This is a genomic window from Flagellimonas eckloniae (genome assembly GCF_001413955.1).
Lineage (GTDB): Bacteria > Bacteroidota > Bacteroidia > Flavobacteriales > Flavobacteriaceae > Flagellimonas > Flagellimonas eckloniae.
Map to the genome: position 1 here is coordinate 3462783 of NZ_LCTZ01000002.1, position 15118 is coordinate 3477900.

Sequence of the window (15118 nt, forward strand, 5' to 3'; positions counted from 1 at the left end):
AATGATACGCATTGTCCTTGCTTGTTTTCTTTCTCTGCTATTGGGCAAAGCATACGGTCAAAACACGGTTGCTGATATCAAGGTTCAAGGAAATAAAAGGACCAAAACAAATTTCATAAAGAAAATCACCAAGCTAAAAGCGGGTATGGAATTGGATTCCGTCCTAATTGAAGAAGATATTTATAGGCTAAAACGATTACCATCCGTAACCCATGCTTACTTTCAGGTGTCTCCTTCAGTCGGAGAAGGGAAGTATACTGTCGTTTATGGAATTGAGGAAAATTTTACATTGATTCCGTTTGTAAATGTATACACCTCCAACAACGATGAGTTTGCGTTCAGGATTGGGTTGCAGGAGTTTAATTTTTTAGGGAGCAATATTACCCTTGGTGGATTTTACCAAAAGGACATTTTCAATTCCATTGGAGCCCAGATGAGAGCTCCATATCTATTTGGAAAGAAATTGGGGCTTGCCCTAAGCTACCAAGACCTTACCACGCAAGAACCTGTTTTTCTTGACTCTGGAACGGCGGACTATAAATACAATAATGAATCTTTCGAAATCTTGGGGCTTTATGAAATAAACTACAAACATAGATTTGAGCTCGGAATCAATTTTTTTACTGAAGATTATGAATATCTATTTGGAACTACTGATCCAAATGTTCCTCAATCGCTTAATGTAGATAAGTATCTGTATAAACTGATCTACAATTATGATGCAATTCAATATTATTATCAATATTTATCTGGATTTAAGAGTACGCTCAACTTTCAGTATGTAAATAGCTCAAATACTCAACTCCCGGAATTTTTAATTGGGTTTAATGATTTTGTGTACTATACAAGGATTGGTGAACGGGGAAACTGGGCAAGTAGACTGCGTTTGGGCCTTTCCAGTAATTTAGATACACCATTTGCTCCCTTTGCAGTAGACAATAATCTGAATATTAGAGGTGTGGGAAATACCATAGATCGAGGGACCGGAGCTATTGTTTTTAATACCGAATACAGACACACCTTGATAGACAAAAATTGGTTTGTACTCCAGAGCAATATTTTTGTTGATGGTGGAACATGGCGAAACCCTGGGGGTGATTTTAGCGACTTTGGAGACGATCAAAATATAAGAATTTACCCAGGTGTCGGTTTAAGGCTGATTCACAAAAGGATTTTTAATGCCATCTTTAGAATTGACTATGGACATGGCATTACCAACGATGCATCAAAAGGAATAGTTTTTGGTATAGGACAATATTTTTAAAGTATTTCATCGATGATTTTTGCATTTCATCGATTTTTTACCATATTTGTAGCGCATCCCAGCAACAAAATATAAAAATGAAATTAATACCAACCCTTTTGTTGTGGGTAGGCATGTCTACCATGCTTCTTGCACAGGAAAATGAGCATAAGGTCATTGCAGAACAAGGAGATGGAATCTTTTCCATACTTAGAAAGCAAGGACTTGACCCTGCAAAGTACTACGAAAAGTTTATCACCCTAAACATAGAAAACATCAAGGATGGCAGTATGCTTCATGTGGGTAGGGAATACATAATTCCAAAAGCCAAAGATTCATTCAAGGAAACCGGGGTTAGAGTACAAATGTCCAATGGAACTGTTGACCCTATTTTTGATGCTGAACTTGCTACTATGTCTCGCAAGAGCAATTCCCTCAAGAATGCGGTTTATTATCTGATAGCTGAAAATAAGATTGAGGCGGAAAATAAATTTACAGACGATATTATAAAGAGTCTTGCAGCGGAGCTTATGGTGCATGGAGCCACAGTTTTTGTAATTGAAAGTGGTGATGAAAAAGTAGTAGAGCGAAAACCCCTGTCAGAGGTTGAAAAAATGGGCGCTTATGTTGAGACCATTAATAAGCGCTACCTTCAAAACAATGGAAAATATCAAAGATTATTGATTATAAGAGCGAATGGATTGATTAAAAATGGGAATATGGATGTGGCGGTATACCATCATAATAAAAGTGAAAAAGGACAGCGTTTCGCAGAGAATATCCAAAGTGTCTTCAAAAGAAACAGTATCTCAAACCGATCTTATAAAGACATAAACACAATTTTTCAAGATAAGAACAGCTTATATTTGGCAAAGAACACATTGCCAGCCATTACTCTTTTAACGATTGATAGCGGTTCAAAAATTTCAAAAAAAGATGGGATTCCTGTGCGTTCTGATAAAAAATCCTTTACCAATTGGGTTACAAGTGGTATTTTAAAGGATTATGCAGACCTTTCAATCGAAGAATAATTTCACAAACCATTTTATAGGCGCTTTTAGCCTAATTATTTTCTGTTGTAACACCAATATTATTGCCCAAGATTCTATCTTGAAAGTTGAGGCTATTGAAGGTGATGGGGTCTATTCTTTATTGAGAAGGAATGGGCTGGACCCGATTGAATACTATCAGTCCTTTATCAAGATGAACAAAGAAAACTTGACAGAAGGGGATAAGCTTTTTGTGGGAAGTATGTATCAAATACCGGACACGATTATACTAAAGGATAAAAAAATTAAAATTGAATCGATTCCCCGAACAGAATATCCCATTTTTGGACCTGACTTTTCCGTTGTTGATTCGCTTAGCAATAGGTTAAAGAATACAGTTTATTACTTGATTTCTGGACATGGAGGTCCTGATCCCGGGGCAGTGGCCAATTACAATGGTAAAATGATTGCGGAAGATGAATATGCCTACGATGTAACCTTGCGTTTGGCCCGCGAACTTATATCCCATGGTGCCGAAGTTCATATTATAATACGCGATGAGAATGACGGAATTAGGCAAGCACGAACCCTTGAGTTGGATACGGATGAGGTAGCCTATCCAAATAAAACAATTCCATTGGGACAATTAAAGCGTTTGGAACAACGGGTGAAAATTGTGAACGACCTATACTTGAAGAATACTGGAAAATATCAAAGACTAATTGTTACCCATGTAGATAGCCGGAGTAAAGGAACTAATATAGATGTATTCTTTTACCATCACCATAAAAGTAAAAACGGAAAACGCCTTGCTGAAAGTATTCATAAGACCTTTGATAAAAAATACAAAGAATTTCAACCCAACAGAAAATATACCGGCACCTTTATGGATAGAAGCAGTCTTTATTTGATTAAAAACACTTTACCAGCGATTGCCTATATAGAGATTGGAAATATTAAAAGTAAAAAAGACCAGCGTAGAATTTTAGACCCGGATAATCGGCAGGCTCTGGCGAAATGGATTTCCGAAGGTATTTTGTTGGATTATGAGACCAAATCCAACTAGTTGAGAATGTTTTTTGAATAGTATTGATAGAGTTCATCTGGCCCGGCACCTAAATAGTTTTTTAAATGAATCATACCAAAATGGTACTGAACCTTAAACCAACCTTTCTCCCGGTACTTTCGTGCAGAAGTAATCACATAGTCTGGAAGAACTTTAAATTTTGTATGCTGGTATAATCTTCGAATGAATTCCGTGTCTTCATAAATTAAATACCCTTCATTGAAACCCTTGTTCTTTTCAAAAAGTTCTTTTTTTATAAAAAGTGATTGATCTCCTCCTCTACATAAGCTGTGATTTATTCTTGAAAGCCAGGCAAAAAAGCGCAAAATAGGGTTATTGGTGTCAAACCTCATTCTAAAACATCCAGATTCATATCCTTGAGTAACGGATTCTAAAATCATTTGATCAAAACCTTTAGGTGGAATGGTATCTGCATGCAGAAAATAGAGAAGGTCTCCATTGGCATGTCTTGCTCCCGTATTCATTTGTATGGCCCTGCCTTTTTTTGATTGTATTACTTCAGCTTTATGTGCTGTTGCAATTGCAACGGTTTTATCCATACTGCCACCATCAATACAAATGATTTCTTGAATCGAACTTGAAACACTATTGTCATTTATATGTGAAAGTAGGTCCCCAATACAATTCTCCTCATTTAAGACTGGAATAAGGATGCTTATTTTTAGTTTATTCTGATTCATTCAACCCCCAATCATATTCCAAATATTCTATTTTGGTATTTTTAGAAACTGGATTATCCAAATACATATTAATATATTCCAAGAGTGAAGTTTGCTCGGTGAAATCACTCTTATACCATTTAAATATTCTGGAAAGTTCTGCTTTGTTTTTTTGAAATCGATTCCGTTTTTTATCATTTATGAAGTCGACAGTTGCCTTGGAAAGCAACCGTTCCATGTTTTTTGAAGTAAAAGCTGTATTGAGCAGCTTTGGACATGAATATGATGCGCAATTTATGGCAAAATGAATTCGAGGTTCGTTCATTTTACGGAGAACTTCATGTTCAATATCATTCAAGGAAGTTATGTTTTCCCCAACTGAAATCCATTTTTTCTTCCATTGGTTTGGAATATCCTTTATGCTTTTTGTTGGATAATTGTCCACAATCAATTTAACCGTGGCGGCATTGTATAGATTGATATAAAAAGCCAGTTTTTCATTGCCGTCCCAAGAATCTTTAGGTGAATTTTCAGAAAGATGATTCAGGTACCCTTTTAAAAGACCTCTATTATCTTTAAAGCCCAAATAATCTACATTGCCCTTGTTGTCCACATGTTTTTTGAGCAAGTCATTCCATGGTGTATGATTGGGTATGGAATTTTGTGGTTTTAAAACTTCAGTCTGGGCCGCATTTACTGTTTTATCTCCTTTTTTTTCATCAGGATTTACATTTCCATTACAGGTGGCTAGTAGTGTTCCAAAAAAGAAATACAGGATAAAATTCATAAATAGGTAAAATAGAGGCTAATTATATTACTGGCATAACAGTCATAAAAACGACGCTAACCTTTCAAAACTTGAAATTTTTTTGGCAAAAAAGTACTACAGAAAATTTTGGTTGTAGTTTAAATAACCTTGATTAGTTCTTTAAACAGTTGTATCATTTTTGGTTCGGTGTTGCCTGCAATTTCAATAATTTCCTGAATATTAACAGGTTGCAGGTTATCAGGGTCACATTCATCTGTTAAAACCGAAACTGCCAAGATTGGGAGTCGTAAATGATTGGCAACAATAACTTCAGGAACGGTGCTCATACCCACAGCATCTGCCCCTAAAATTTTTAACATTCGGTACTCCGCTTTCGTTTCCAGTTGTGGTCCAACAACCGAGGCATAAACTCCTTTTTGTAATGAGATGTCCTCTTTTTGGGCAATAGCTTCAATTTTGGTGCGCATATCCAAATCATAGGGTTCACTCATATCCGCAAAACGATCTCCAAATTCAGCAACATTTTTAAAAGCCAAAGGCGACCCCCCTTGAAGATTGATATGATCTTCAATAAGCATAATATCCCCTTTTTTATAGCTGAGGTTAATAGCGCCCGCGGCATTGGAGACAAATAGTTTTTTAATTCCCAATTGGTGCATTACTCGTATGGGATATGTTATATCCAAAAAGTCGTACCCTTCGTACAGATGAAATCGCCCTTGCATAACTACCACCTTCTTACCGGCAATGGTTCCATAAATTAGTTTCCCGGTATGAAACTCCACCGTTGCTAAGGGAAAGTAGGGAATATGATTGTAGTGCGCTTCAATAGGGTCCTGAATCTCATCGACTAATTGCCCTAATCCAGTACCCAAAACAATCCCAATTTCAGGATTGTCAAACCCTTTCTTTTTTAAGTAATCTACAGATTCGTCAAGTTGTTTTTTGGTCATTCTTTTATATGTTTTAAGTAGGGACTGAAAGCTTTGATTTCTTTAATGTCCTCATAATGGTCAACATCATTTTTTAGAGGAAGTTCAAAAAGATTTTCTCTTTTCAAATTATCCAATGTTGAAGGTAGCACAGCTTCTGTTCCCCATAGCTTATCATGAAAAAGCTCTTCTTTTAAGGATGTCATTCCCAAGAGATAATAACCACCATCTTCAGCTGGGCCAAGCACATAATCATGATTGTCTAACTTTAAAAAAGCGGATTCCAAATCTCTTTGGGATAAATCGTACATATCACTGCCAATAATAATGATTTTTTCATAACCAGATTTAAAACCATCTTGAAAAGCATCTAGCATGCGCAATCCTAAATCTCCGCCTTTTTGGAGTTTTTTTTGATAAATTGTATTGTCCCAAATATCCGTGTCCCAAATTTCTTCAGAATAGTATACACGTTTTTGAACGTTAAGGTTTTGGGTAATGGAAACTGTATGTTCCAATAAAAATATATAGATTTTCAATGCAGCCTCATCACCAATTTTAGAAGCCAATCTGGTCTTACATTTTCCCAGTTCTGGATTCCTTGTAAATATTAGGAGTAGGTTCTTTTTTGCGTTCAATAGTATCCGATTTGGTCAACAATTATTTGAATATGTTGGTCAGCTAGTGATATCAACACTTACAAAAAAATGAAAATATTTCAGCCTAAGAAAATAGAGGTTAAAGATACCGCTTTAGAAATTTTGAATGTAATAATCACTATATTAATACTTTGATTTAAATAGAAATTAAATGAAGAAAAAAACCTTTTCTTGTTTAATAGTAGTATTGCTGTTTGCCTGTAAGGGGAATACAGAAAAAACCATTGAAAAAATAGAACCAAGAATGTATACGGAAGACTATAGACCCCAATTTCATTTTTCGCCACCTGAAAAGTGGATGAACGACCCCAATGGATTGGTCTATAATGAAGGTGTATATCATTTGTTCTATCAATATTACCCTGAAGATATTGTCTGGGGACCTATGCATTGGGGACATGCCATTAGCAAGGATATGGTACACTGGGAACATAAACCCATAGCACTATATCCAGATGAACATGGATTAATTTTTTCGGGGAGTGCAGTTGTGGATAAGAAGAATACATCAGGATTTGGTACTGATGGAAAAATACCTTTGGTCGCTATTTTCACCTATCATTCCGAGGAAGGTGAGAAAGCTGGCAGGGATGATTTTCAGACCCAAGGAATTGCGTATAGTTTGGATAATGGCGATACATGGGAAAAATTTGAAAAGAATCCAGTAATCGGGAATAATGGAATCAAAGATTTTAGAGACCCAAAAGTTTTTTGGCATGACGATTCTAAAAGTTGGATTTTGGCTTTGGTCGCGGGAGATCATGCAAAGTTTTATGCGTCTAAAAATCTCAAGGATTGGGATTATTTGAGCGATTTTGGAAAAACAATGGGGGCACACGGTGGTGTATGGGAATGTCCTGACCTTTTTCCGTTAAAAGTTGAAGGAACCGATGAAGAAAAATGGGTTTTGATTATAAGTATTAATCCAGGTGCGCCAAATGGGGGTAGCGGAACGCAATACTTTATAGGTGATTTTGATGGTGTTCAATTTACATCGGACCAAAAAGAGCCAAAATGGTTAGATTGGGGTACTGATAATTATGCCGGTGTAACCTACAACAACATACCTAGCAATGAACGGATTTTTATTGGATGGATGAGCAATTGGGACTATGCCAGAGATACACCGACAAAAAAATGGCGTAGCGCAATGACGACGCCTAGAAACTTAGCATTGAGAAAAATAGGCGAAGAAGTTTTTTTAACAAATTACCCGTTAAAACAAGTTTTTGAACTAACAAAGTCAAGTACACCTAAGGAAATAGTGGTTCCACCCAACACTTCGGAAACTTTTTATTTTGATGGTTTGAATCAATCTCAAATTCGCTTTAAAACCTCTTCCAAAGATTTTAAGATCACTTTTAAAAATAGCTTAAACGAAACTTTGGAACTTGCTTTGGATTCCGAGAGTAATATATTCTTATTGGACCGAACGCATTCAGGTAAAGTTGATTTTCAATCTGACTTTGGGCATAAAAAACACATCATGCCCATTGGTGGCATAAACGAAGAGTTTGAAGTTACTATTCTTTTGGATTGGTCATCCATAGAACTATTCATGGATCGTGGATTGTACGTAATGACCGAACAAATCTTCCCTACAGAACCTTACGATCGATTGATTATTGAAAATTATGATGCCCAATCTCAGATTTCAGATGGGTTTATTAAAAAAGTGGAATCGGTCTGGTGAATATTTTTTTAGAACTTTGATACGGACCAGAATTGATTGATCGCAATTGATATTATCAATCAAATAATAGAAGAATTCCTGTTTTAAAATAATTAGAAGGAATTGTTTTTTTAATTGATATAGTGATAAAGGCTGTTTACAAGGGAACATATGGAACACATAATTACAAAGTACCAGAATATGTAGCCTAATTTTTCTTCTACAGCGTTCATTTTAGTGTGTTTTTTAGTTGAGATTTTTGATTTACATTTCGAAAGTACTGAAATGAATCACACAAAATTTTACATATATACCACTTGCATTCAAAAAGATATAATTGGTTGAAAATATATTATGAATTGCAAATTGAGATATAAACGGATTATATACTCCAAAGTCGGATTAAAATTTAGAAATCATCTAAATCCACTATTTTAAAGGAATGTGTCCGTATTTGATGTTAACTTAGGGGTAATCTAGGGTTTGATGGACTATAACAGAATTGATCAACAGATATCAGGAAGAATGCGAAAATGGGGAATTCCTGCCATTAGAGTCTCTTTTGCCATTATCTTTTTCTGGTTCGGAATTCTAAAACCTTTTGGTCTTTCTGCTGCAACCAGTCTTTTAAAATCTACTGTGGCTTGGTTGCCGTTTGGAAGTCCAGATACTTGGTTAATTATTATTGGTTGGTGGGAAGTGGTAATAGGACTTACATTTCTATTTAAGCGAACTACAAGAATTGCCATAGCACTCTTGTTCCTTCAAATGGTTGGGACCTTTATGCCTTTGGTATTTTTACCAGAGGTAACATTTCAAAATGGAAATTATTTATTGCCCACACTAGAGGGGCAATACATTATAAAGAATGTATTGATTATCTCAGCGGCTCTTATTGTTGGAGGGACATTTTATAAATCTAAAAAACACGAATAATGTGCTTGGTCAGAAACAAAGATATCTTTAAACAAGTGGAGTACCCTTTAAACGCTTTTCTATCTTCTTTTTCTTTTCCGTTAGACGTTTCATTACGTCCATTAAGTTAGAATCTTTTGTTTCTTTATATATTTCGTTGATGGAAAGTATAAGCTGTTTAGCCTCTCTTGAAGCTGCAACACGGTCGCTAGTGGACATATGACTCAAAGTTCTGTTCTGAAACTCTTCTGCCTTTTCTAATAAGTCTTCAGTCATTTTTATTTAAAATTAATCTAGATCGGCTAAATATAAGGGTTAGTTTCATATTTTATATCTATCTGGGTATTCTATTTTCATATTTATGAAATTATTAAGACGATAATATGAATCTTGCAATCAAAAAAACCGGCAAAATTGCCGGTTTTTTTGTGGTACCTCCAGGAATCGAACCAGGGACACACGGATTTTCAGTCCGTTGCTCTACCAACTGAGCTAAGGTACCTTTGTTACCTTTTACAAAGGCGGGTGCAAATATAATTTCAAAAATAGGATATACAAACAAAAACGTAAAAAAAGGTATTGGTTTTTTATAATTCTCCATCTTTGTAGTATGAACTTGGTGGTCGATATTGGCAATACGCTTATAAAATACGCAGTTTTTGAAAATAGGAGTATTATTTATACCCAAACTTCGGAATCAGGACTTTTTTTATCAAAGGTCAAGGAACTTTTTGAAGTTTATCCAAAAATTGAATACGCCCTAATTTCATCGGTTGGTACCTTAGAAAGAAAAGAACAAGATATTATTTCACTTTTTTGTAAGGTGTATGTGCTTAGTAGTTCCTCCAAAGTCCCATTTAAAAATAGTTACGCTAGTCCGCAAACCTTGGGAATGGATCGTGTGGCTTTGGCAACTGCTGCATTTTATAACAATCCAAGAGGAAACACGCTTGTCATTGATGTTGGTACCTGTATTACCTATGATATGGTCAACAATGCGGGGGAGTATATTGGAGGGGCAATTTCGCCAGGTATTCCAATGCGCTACAAGGCAATGCATAATCAAACTGCTAATTTACCACTCCTTGAGCCAGAGGACATTTTAGATGTCATTGGGAACTCAACACAGGCCTGCATGCATAGTGGGGTTATCAATGGGGTTTGTCAAGAAGTAGATGGGATAATAAGCCAGTACCATGATCGCTTTCAAGATTTAACAGTTATTTTAACAGGCGGTGACTCCCATTTTTTTGCCAAACGACTAAAAAATACCATATTTGCCAATTCTAAATTTCTCTTGGAGGGGCTAAATTACTTGCTGGAATACAATAAACGCTAGATGGTTAAGAAATTTTTGATTGCTTTTTTTTGCGTAGCTGCACATGGTATTTTTGCGCAAAACGGTACCGTATCACCATATTCATATTTTGGTATAGGAGACTTTAGAGATAAAGGTACAGTGGATAACAGGATGATGGGAGGCATTAGTATGTATGGAGATAGCATCCATATTAATTTAAGCAATCCAGCAGCCTATTCAAAATTGAAATTGACGACCTACACCGCAGGTATTTCCCATTCGGAATTAACTCTAAAAGATTTTACCGAAACACAGAAGACATCGGTAACCAATTTGGAATACCTATCCATAGGCTTTCCAATTGCTAAAAACGCTGGGATTGGTTTTGGAATAATGCCTTTTTCTTCAGTTGGATACAATTTGACCGATGAACAGGTCCCTTCCAATGGTGATCCAACCATTACTAATGTATTTGCAGGAGAAGGCGGTTTGAATAGGGTCTATCTTTCTGCAGGTTTTGAACCCATAAAAAACCTGAGCATTGGTGCCACGGTAAATTTTAATTTTGGAACTCTGGAATACCAAAGGATTCAAAGTGTTGAGGATGTGCAATTTGGTACGGTTGATAGACGTGAATCGCGAATAAGCGGGTATGACATCAATTACGCTTTAAATTATAATCCAATACTAAAAGATAAATATACCCTGTATACATCAGTTTTAATAAATACGCAAGGAAATCTAACCTCGACCAATACTCAAAACATAGGGTCTTTTTCTTTGGTGAACGGACAGGATATTGAAGTCATAGAAGTTAATTTGGATGCGGTAAACCTAAAACGTACTGAGCTTAAAATACCTACCACAACTACACTTGGATTAGGATTTGGAGAAAATAGAAAATGGTTTTTGGGAGGTGAATATAGCTTTCAGAAATTTAGCGATTTCCAAAATGACTTTTTAGGACTGGATAATGTAACCTATGGAGATGCTACTAGCTTTGCATTTGGCGGGTATTTTATACCAGACTATAGCTCGCTATCTGGATATTATAAAAGGATAACATATAGAGCAGGATTACGCTATGATGTGACAGGTCTTGAGGTAAACAATAAAGAAATAAACGACTTTGGCATAACTTTTGGATTTGGATTACCGTTGGGAAACTCGTTCTCCAATCTAAATCTAGGATTTGAATTGGGAAGAAGAGGAACAACAGACCAAAATCTAATAGAAGAAAACTATTTTAATATAAATATAGGTCTCTCATTAAATGATAGATGGTTTCAGAAAAGAAAAATAAATTAATAGAATTTTTTAAGAATCAATAAATAACCACCGATATCTGTACCATTAAGATGATTTTTTTCATTAAAATTTGTACATTAACCACTTTAAAATTAGTAAGATGAAGACGAAATGCTACTTAACGATGATAGCGATTATTATGTCGATGGGATTAAGTATGGCTCAAGCACAAAACCCAGAGTGCATGACCAATCTTTCCATTTACGCAGAACACGCCAAAGTTAGAAATTATGATGCTGCCTATGAGCCATGGAAAATGGTTTATGAAAGTTGTCCGGACATTAACAAGGCCAATTTTTCATATGGAGAAAAAATCCTGTCACACAAAATTAAAAATTCTTCTGGCGCAGATAAAGATGGATACATACAAGACTTAATGTCTTTGTTTGATAACAGTTTGAAATATTTTCCAGCAAAATTTAGTATGGCGGGAGTTGCCATTGATAAAGCCCTTTTGCTATATGACAATAAAATGGCGTCGGATGAAGAATTATACGGTATGTTGGATGCTGCCTTCAAAGGTGACAAGAAAAACTTTAAGAATCCAAAGGCACTTTATTTGTATTTCTCCGCGCTGGTAGATTTACACGGAGCGGGTAAAAAAGAATTGCAAGAGGTATTCGACGTTTATGATGACGTTACGGAAAAAATAGAGGATGAGAATAAAAAGTTGACCGCCATTATAACAAAGTTGTTGCCAAAAGAAGAAGCGGGAACACTTACATCCAAAGAAAAGAAACAACTCAGTGCAGCTACAACAAATTCAAAATCTTATGGTAAGGTAGCTACGAGTGTTGATGCCAAACTAGGTGCACTGGCAGAGTGTGATAACTTGATTCCTTTATATGAGAAAAGCTACGAGTCTAAAAAAGGTGATGTAAATTGGGTAAAGCGTGCAGTAGGAAGAATGTTCTCTAAAGAATGTACGGACGATCCAATGTTCAGAAAATTGTTTGAAGCACAGTTGGCTTTAGATCCTTCTGCGGATGCCTATCTTTATGGTGGAACCCTTAAGCAAAAATCTGGGGACAGTAAAGGTGCTATTGCTGACTTTAACAAAGCAGTTGAACTGGAAACGGATAACTTTAGAAAATCAAATATTCTATATAAGATTGCAACCACCGTACGAAGAAGCAGCAAATCACAAGCAAGAAGCTATGCCTTAAAGGCGATAGATGCCAATTCAGCAAACGGAAAAGCATATTTATTGATTGCCAATTTGTATGCAAGTAGTGCAAATGCATGTGGAAGTACGGCATTTGAGAAAAGAGCCATTTACTGGAAAGCTGCAGATATGGCCAGAAAGGCAGGTAGGGTTGATCCATCTTTAAGTGGAAGAGCTAACAAGTCGGCAGCTAGTTATGCTGCCAAGGCGCCTACCAAAGAGATGATATTTAGTGCCGCTATGGCAGGAAAAACCGTTACCTTCAGTTGTTGGGTTGGTGGTAGCGTTAAGGTGCCCAATCTCTAGTGTGAAACAGAATATAAAAAATAATTTAAAGTGTGTTGCCACGGTTTTTACCGTGGCAATCCTTTTTATATCCTGTAAGGATAACTATGAGCGGGTAGGTGAAGAAGCGGTAAAACCTGTTTTTCCACAAGGGGTAGCTCAGAATTTTGTTCTGACCTACACGGAGACCATAGAGGAGATGAGTACAGAAGACTCATCCAACACCAAAGTGATTGCCATACTGACCAGCCCAATTACAGAGGATTTTGACAATCAAAATTTTAAGTATCGCACGTTTCCCAAAGGGCTTAAAGTGGATTTTTTTGATGAGAAAAACCAGAAGAGTGTTATAATTGCAGATTACGGAATCGTGTATTCCCAGACAAACTTAATTGACCTTCAGGGAAATGTGGTTATAGAGAGTCATGATGGCAAAAAGCTGGAAACCCCGCAACTTTTTTACGATAGATCAAACAATTGGATATTTACCGAGGAAGTTTTTACGTATACAAATCCGGAAGATGGCACTGTAATGGATGGCGAGGGAATGGATTTTAATAGAGATTTCAGTCTTTTTAAAGCGCACAAAACCTTTGGTCTAATGACCATAAAAGAAACAGAATAGTATGATCAAGTTTTTAAGATATACAGAGTATTTGTATCTGGCCGTTGCCATAATCTCCATATATAAAATTGCGGTTTTATGGAGTATTGACCCAAAAGAAACCTATATCTTTATTTTCTTTGCAGTGGTCTCAGTAGGTATGTTCCTCTTTAGAAGGAGGTATCGTAAACGTTTTGAAGAACGTAAAAAAGATAATCAACAGTAAAATTGGACACTTCGTTAATCATTATTATTCTTTCCTTGCTGTTCTCAGCTTTTTTCTCAGGAATGGAAATCGCTTTTGTTTCTGCAAATAGGATTCACATTGAAATAGAAAAGAAACAAGAGGGCTTTTTTGCCAAGGTCCTTACATGGCTTACGGAAAAACCATCCAAATTTATTGCGACCATGCTCATTGGCAACAATATAGCACTGGTCATTTATGGGTTTTTCATGGGAGATGTTCTAATGGATTGGTTCCAGAACCTAGTTCCCACATCTTCAGAATTTTTAAATTCATTGCTTACCGATTTCAGCCTCCTTTCCCAAACAATTATTTCAACCTTAATAATCCTGATGACAGCGGAGTTTTTGCCCAAAGTGCTGTTCCAGATATATTCCAATACACTTTTAAAGGTTTTTGCCATTCCCGCTTACTTTTTTTACATCCTGTTCTCCTTTATTTCATGGTTAGTGATCAAAGTATCAGATTTTATACTGCGTGTTTTTTTTAAGACCGAAGGGGATGAAGTACAATTGGCGTTTACAAAATTGGAGCTTGGCGACTATATTACGGAGCAAATGGAAACAGTAGAAGAAGAAGATGAGGTAGATTCAGAAATTCAAATATTCCAGAATGCATTGGAATTTTCCGCTCAAAAGGCACGAGAGGTAATGGTTCCCAGAACGGAGATTATGGCCGTAGAAATTGATGAGACCCCTAAAAACCTTACCAAATTATTTACGGAAACAGGCTATTCCAAAATATTGGTTTATAAGGAAAGCGTTGATGAGATTATTGGTTATGTGCATTCCTATGAACTCTTCAAAAAGCCGAAAACCATTAAAAGCATTTTACTGCCCGTTGAATTTGTTCCTGAGACAATGCTCATTCAAGATATTCTAAATGTTTTGACCAAAAAAAGAAAGAGCATGGCAGTGGTTTTGGACGAGTACGGGGGTACTTCTGGGATTATGACCGTAGAGGATATTATTGAAGAATTATTTGGAGAAATAGAAGACGAGCACGATTCCACTGATTTGGTTGAAGAACAATTAAGTGAAAATGTATACAAGTTTTCTGCTCGTTTAGAAGTGGACTATATCAATGAAAACTATAAATTGGAACTTCCAGAAAGCGATGAATATGAAACTTTGGGAGGATTGATCATGAATGATATTGGGGAAATCCCCGAGCAGGACACAGAAATAAAAATAGATAATTTCTTATTTCAGATTTTAGAAGTGTCCAACACAAAAATAGATTTGGTCAGCGTACACGTTCTAGCTGAAGATTAACAATTTCCACAAT

General features: G+C 36.1%; 16 protein-coding genes and 1 tRNA gene. 11 read left to right on the forward strand and 6 right to left on the reverse strand.

Going from position 1 to position 15118, the window contains the following annotated elements; translation table 11 throughout:
• Position 1: 1 nt before the first annotated feature.
• The 3 genes from AAY42_RS14935 to AAY42_RS14945 all read left to right on the forward strand — a co-directional run bounded on the left by AAY42_RS14935 (position 2) and on the right by AAY42_RS14945 (position 3298).
• A complete protein-coding gene (locus tag AAY42_RS14935) occupies positions 2-1264 on the forward strand; it encodes a POTRA domain-containing protein (RefSeq protein ID WP_055396647.1) in 1263 nt (420 codons plus the stop codon).
• Positions 1265-1341: 77 nt separating this feature from the next.
• Positions 1342-2274 carry an N-acetylmuramoyl-L-alanine amidase gene (locus tag AAY42_RS14940; protein WP_055396649.1) on the forward strand — a complete coding sequence of 311 codons (933 nt, stop codon included), beginning with the start codon at positions 1342-1344 and terminating at the stop codon, positions 2272-2274.
• Entirely contained in the window at positions 2249-3298 is a 1050-nt protein-coding gene (locus AAY42_RS14945; protein ID WP_055396651.1) for an N-acetylmuramoyl-L-alanine amidase family protein, read from the forward strand. The genes AAY42_RS14940 and AAY42_RS14945 overlap by 26 nt, the downstream gene beginning before the upstream one ends.
• On the opposite strand, the gene AAY42_RS14950 is transcribed toward AAY42_RS14945, so the two are convergent.
• The 4 genes from AAY42_RS14950 to AAY42_RS14965 all read right to left on the reverse strand — a co-directional run bounded on the left by AAY42_RS14950 (position 3295) and on the right by AAY42_RS14965 (position 6317).
• The gene (locus tag AAY42_RS14950) at positions 3295-3999 is read right to left on the reverse strand and encodes a TIGR04283 family arsenosugar biosynthesis glycosyltransferase (RefSeq protein ID WP_055396653.1); all 705 of its coding nucleotides are present in this window, start codon (positions 3997-3999) and stop codon (positions 3295-3297) included. The two genes, AAY42_RS14945 and AAY42_RS14950, sit on opposite strands and share 4 nt — an antisense overlap.
• The gene (locus AAY42_RS14955; protein ID WP_082433460.1) at positions 3986-4765 is read right to left on the reverse strand and encodes a DUF547 domain-containing protein; all 780 of its coding nucleotides are present in this window, start codon (positions 4763-4765) and stop codon (positions 3986-3988) included. The genes AAY42_RS14950 and AAY42_RS14955 overlap by 14 nt, the downstream gene beginning before the upstream one ends.
• A gap of 119 nt (positions 4766-4884) precedes the next feature.
• Positions 4885-5700, reverse strand: coding sequence for a purine-nucleoside phosphorylase (locus tag AAY42_RS14960; protein ID WP_055396655.1), 816 nt, complete (start codon positions 5698-5700; stop codon positions 4885-4887).
• The gene (locus tag AAY42_RS14965; protein WP_055396657.1) at positions 5697-6317 is read right to left on the reverse strand and encodes a TIGR04282 family arsenosugar biosynthesis glycosyltransferase; all 621 of its coding nucleotides are present in this window, start codon (positions 6315-6317) and stop codon (positions 5697-5699) included. The genes AAY42_RS14960 and AAY42_RS14965 overlap by 4 nt, the downstream gene beginning before the upstream one ends.
• Before the next feature lie 172 nt (positions 6318-6489).
• On the opposite strand from AAY42_RS14965, the gene AAY42_RS14970 reads away from it, so the two are divergent.
• Together AAY42_RS14970 and AAY42_RS14975 are read left to right on the forward strand one after the other, a co-directional pair.
• On the forward strand, positions 6490-8031 hold the full coding sequence (locus AAY42_RS14970) for a glycoside hydrolase family 32 protein (RefSeq protein ID WP_055396659.1): 1542 nt from the start codon (positions 6490-6492) through the stop codon (positions 8029-8031).
• Between the two features lie 465 nt (positions 8032-8496).
• Positions 8497-8946, forward strand: a complete 450-nt coding sequence (locus AAY42_RS14975) for a DoxX family protein (protein WP_055396661.1) — start codon at positions 8497-8499, stop codon at positions 8944-8946.
• Positions 8947-8973: 27 nt separating this feature from the next.
• On the opposite strand, the gene AAY42_RS14980 is transcribed toward AAY42_RS14975, so the two are convergent.
• Positions 8974-9201, reverse strand: a complete 228-nt coding sequence (locus tag AAY42_RS14980; protein ID WP_055396664.1) for a hypothetical protein — start codon at positions 9199-9201, stop codon at positions 8974-8976.
• Between the two features lie 153 nt (positions 9202-9354).
• Positions 9355-9427: transfer RNA gene (locus AAY42_RS14985), tRNA-Phe, on the reverse strand.
• Between the two features lie 108 nt (positions 9428-9535).
• Between AAY42_RS14985 and AAY42_RS14990 the strand changes: the two genes are divergently transcribed.
• From AAY42_RS14990 to AAY42_RS15015, 6 genes are all read left to right on the forward strand, one after another.
• Positions 9536-10264, forward strand: coding sequence for a type III pantothenate kinase (locus AAY42_RS14990; protein ID WP_055396666.1), 729 nt, complete (start codon positions 9536-9538; stop codon positions 10262-10264).
• Positions 10265-11533 (forward strand): BamG family beta-barrel-assembly machinery protein, encoded by a 1269-nt coding sequence (locus AAY42_RS14995; RefSeq protein WP_055396668.1) that lies wholly within the window; start codon positions 10265-10267, stop codon positions 11531-11533.
• Between the two features lie 100 nt (positions 11534-11633).
• Positions 11634-13004 carry a hypothetical protein gene (locus AAY42_RS15000; protein ID WP_055396670.1) on the forward strand — a complete coding sequence of 457 codons (1371 nt, stop codon included), beginning with the start codon at positions 11634-11636 and terminating at the stop codon, positions 13002-13004.
• Position 13005: 1 nt separating this feature from the next.
• The gene (lptC, locus tag AAY42_RS15005) at positions 13006-13608 is read left to right on the forward strand and encodes an LPS export ABC transporter periplasmic protein LptC (protein WP_055396672.1); all 603 of its coding nucleotides are present in this window, start codon (positions 13006-13008) and stop codon (positions 13606-13608) included.
• A 1-nt stretch (position 13609) separates the two neighbouring features.
• Positions 13610-13813 carry a hypothetical protein gene (locus AAY42_RS15010; RefSeq protein ID WP_055396673.1) on the forward strand — a complete coding sequence of 68 codons (204 nt, stop codon included), beginning with the start codon at positions 13610-13612 and terminating at the stop codon, positions 13811-13813.
• Between the two features lie 2 nt (positions 13814-13815).
• Positions 13816-15105 carry a hemolysin family protein gene (locus AAY42_RS15015; RefSeq protein WP_055396676.1) on the forward strand — a complete coding sequence of 430 codons (1290 nt, stop codon included), beginning with the start codon at positions 13816-13818 and terminating at the stop codon, positions 15103-15105.
• The last annotated feature ends 13 nt before the right edge of the window (positions 15106-15118 follow it).

What these genes read in the sequence shown, in the direction of transcription:
- AAY42_RS14935 (WP_055396647.1), top strand. Translation starts at nt 2, where the DNA reads ATGATACGCATTGTCCTTGCTTGTTTTCTTTCTCTGCTATTGGGCAAA.
- AAY42_RS14970 (WP_055396659.1), top strand. Translation starts at nt 6,490, where the DNA reads ATGAAGAAAAAAACCTTTTCTTGTTTAATAGTAGTATTGCTGTTTGCC.
- AAY42_RS14990 (WP_055396666.1), top strand. Translation starts at nt 9,536, where the DNA reads ATGAACTTGGTGGTCGATATTGGCAATACGCTTATAAAATACGCAGTT.
- AAY42_RS15010 (WP_055396673.1), top strand. Translation starts at nt 13,610, where the DNA reads ATGATCAAGTTTTTAAGATATACAGAGTATTTGTATCTGGCCGTTGCC.
- AAY42_RS14955 (WP_082433460.1), bottom strand. Translation starts at nt 4,765, where the DNA reads ATGAATTTTATCCTGTATTTCTTTTTTGGAACACTACTAGCCACCTGT.
- AAY42_RS14960 (WP_055396655.1), bottom strand. Translation starts at nt 5,700, where the DNA reads ATGACCAAAAAACAACTTGACGAATCTGTAGATTACTTAAAAAAGAAA.
- AAY42_RS14995 (WP_055396668.1), top strand. Translation starts at nt 10,265, where the DNA reads ATGGTTAAGAAATTTTTGATTGCTTTTTTTTGCGTAGCTGCACATGGT.
- AAY42_RS15000 (WP_055396670.1), top strand. Translation starts at nt 11,634, where the DNA reads ATGAAGACGAAATGCTACTTAACGATGATAGCGATTATTATGTCGATG.
- AAY42_RS14975 (WP_055396661.1), top strand. Translation starts at nt 8,497, where the DNA reads ATGGACTATAACAGAATTGATCAACAGATATCAGGAAGAATGCGAAAA.
- AAY42_RS14940 (WP_055396649.1), top strand. Translation starts at nt 1,342, where the DNA reads ATGAAATTAATACCAACCCTTTTGTTGTGGGTAGGCATGTCTACCATG.
- AAY42_RS14945 (WP_055396651.1), top strand. Translation starts at nt 2,249, where the DNA reads ATGCAGACCTTTCAATCGAAGAATAATTTCACAAACCATTTTATAGGC.
- AAY42_RS14950 (WP_055396653.1), bottom strand. Translation starts at nt 3,999, where the DNA reads ATGAATCAGAATAAACTAAAAATAAGCATCCTTATTCCAGTCTTAAAT.
- AAY42_RS14980 (WP_055396664.1), bottom strand. Translation starts at nt 9,201, where the DNA reads ATGACTGAAGACTTATTAGAAAAGGCAGAAGAGTTTCAGAACAGAACT.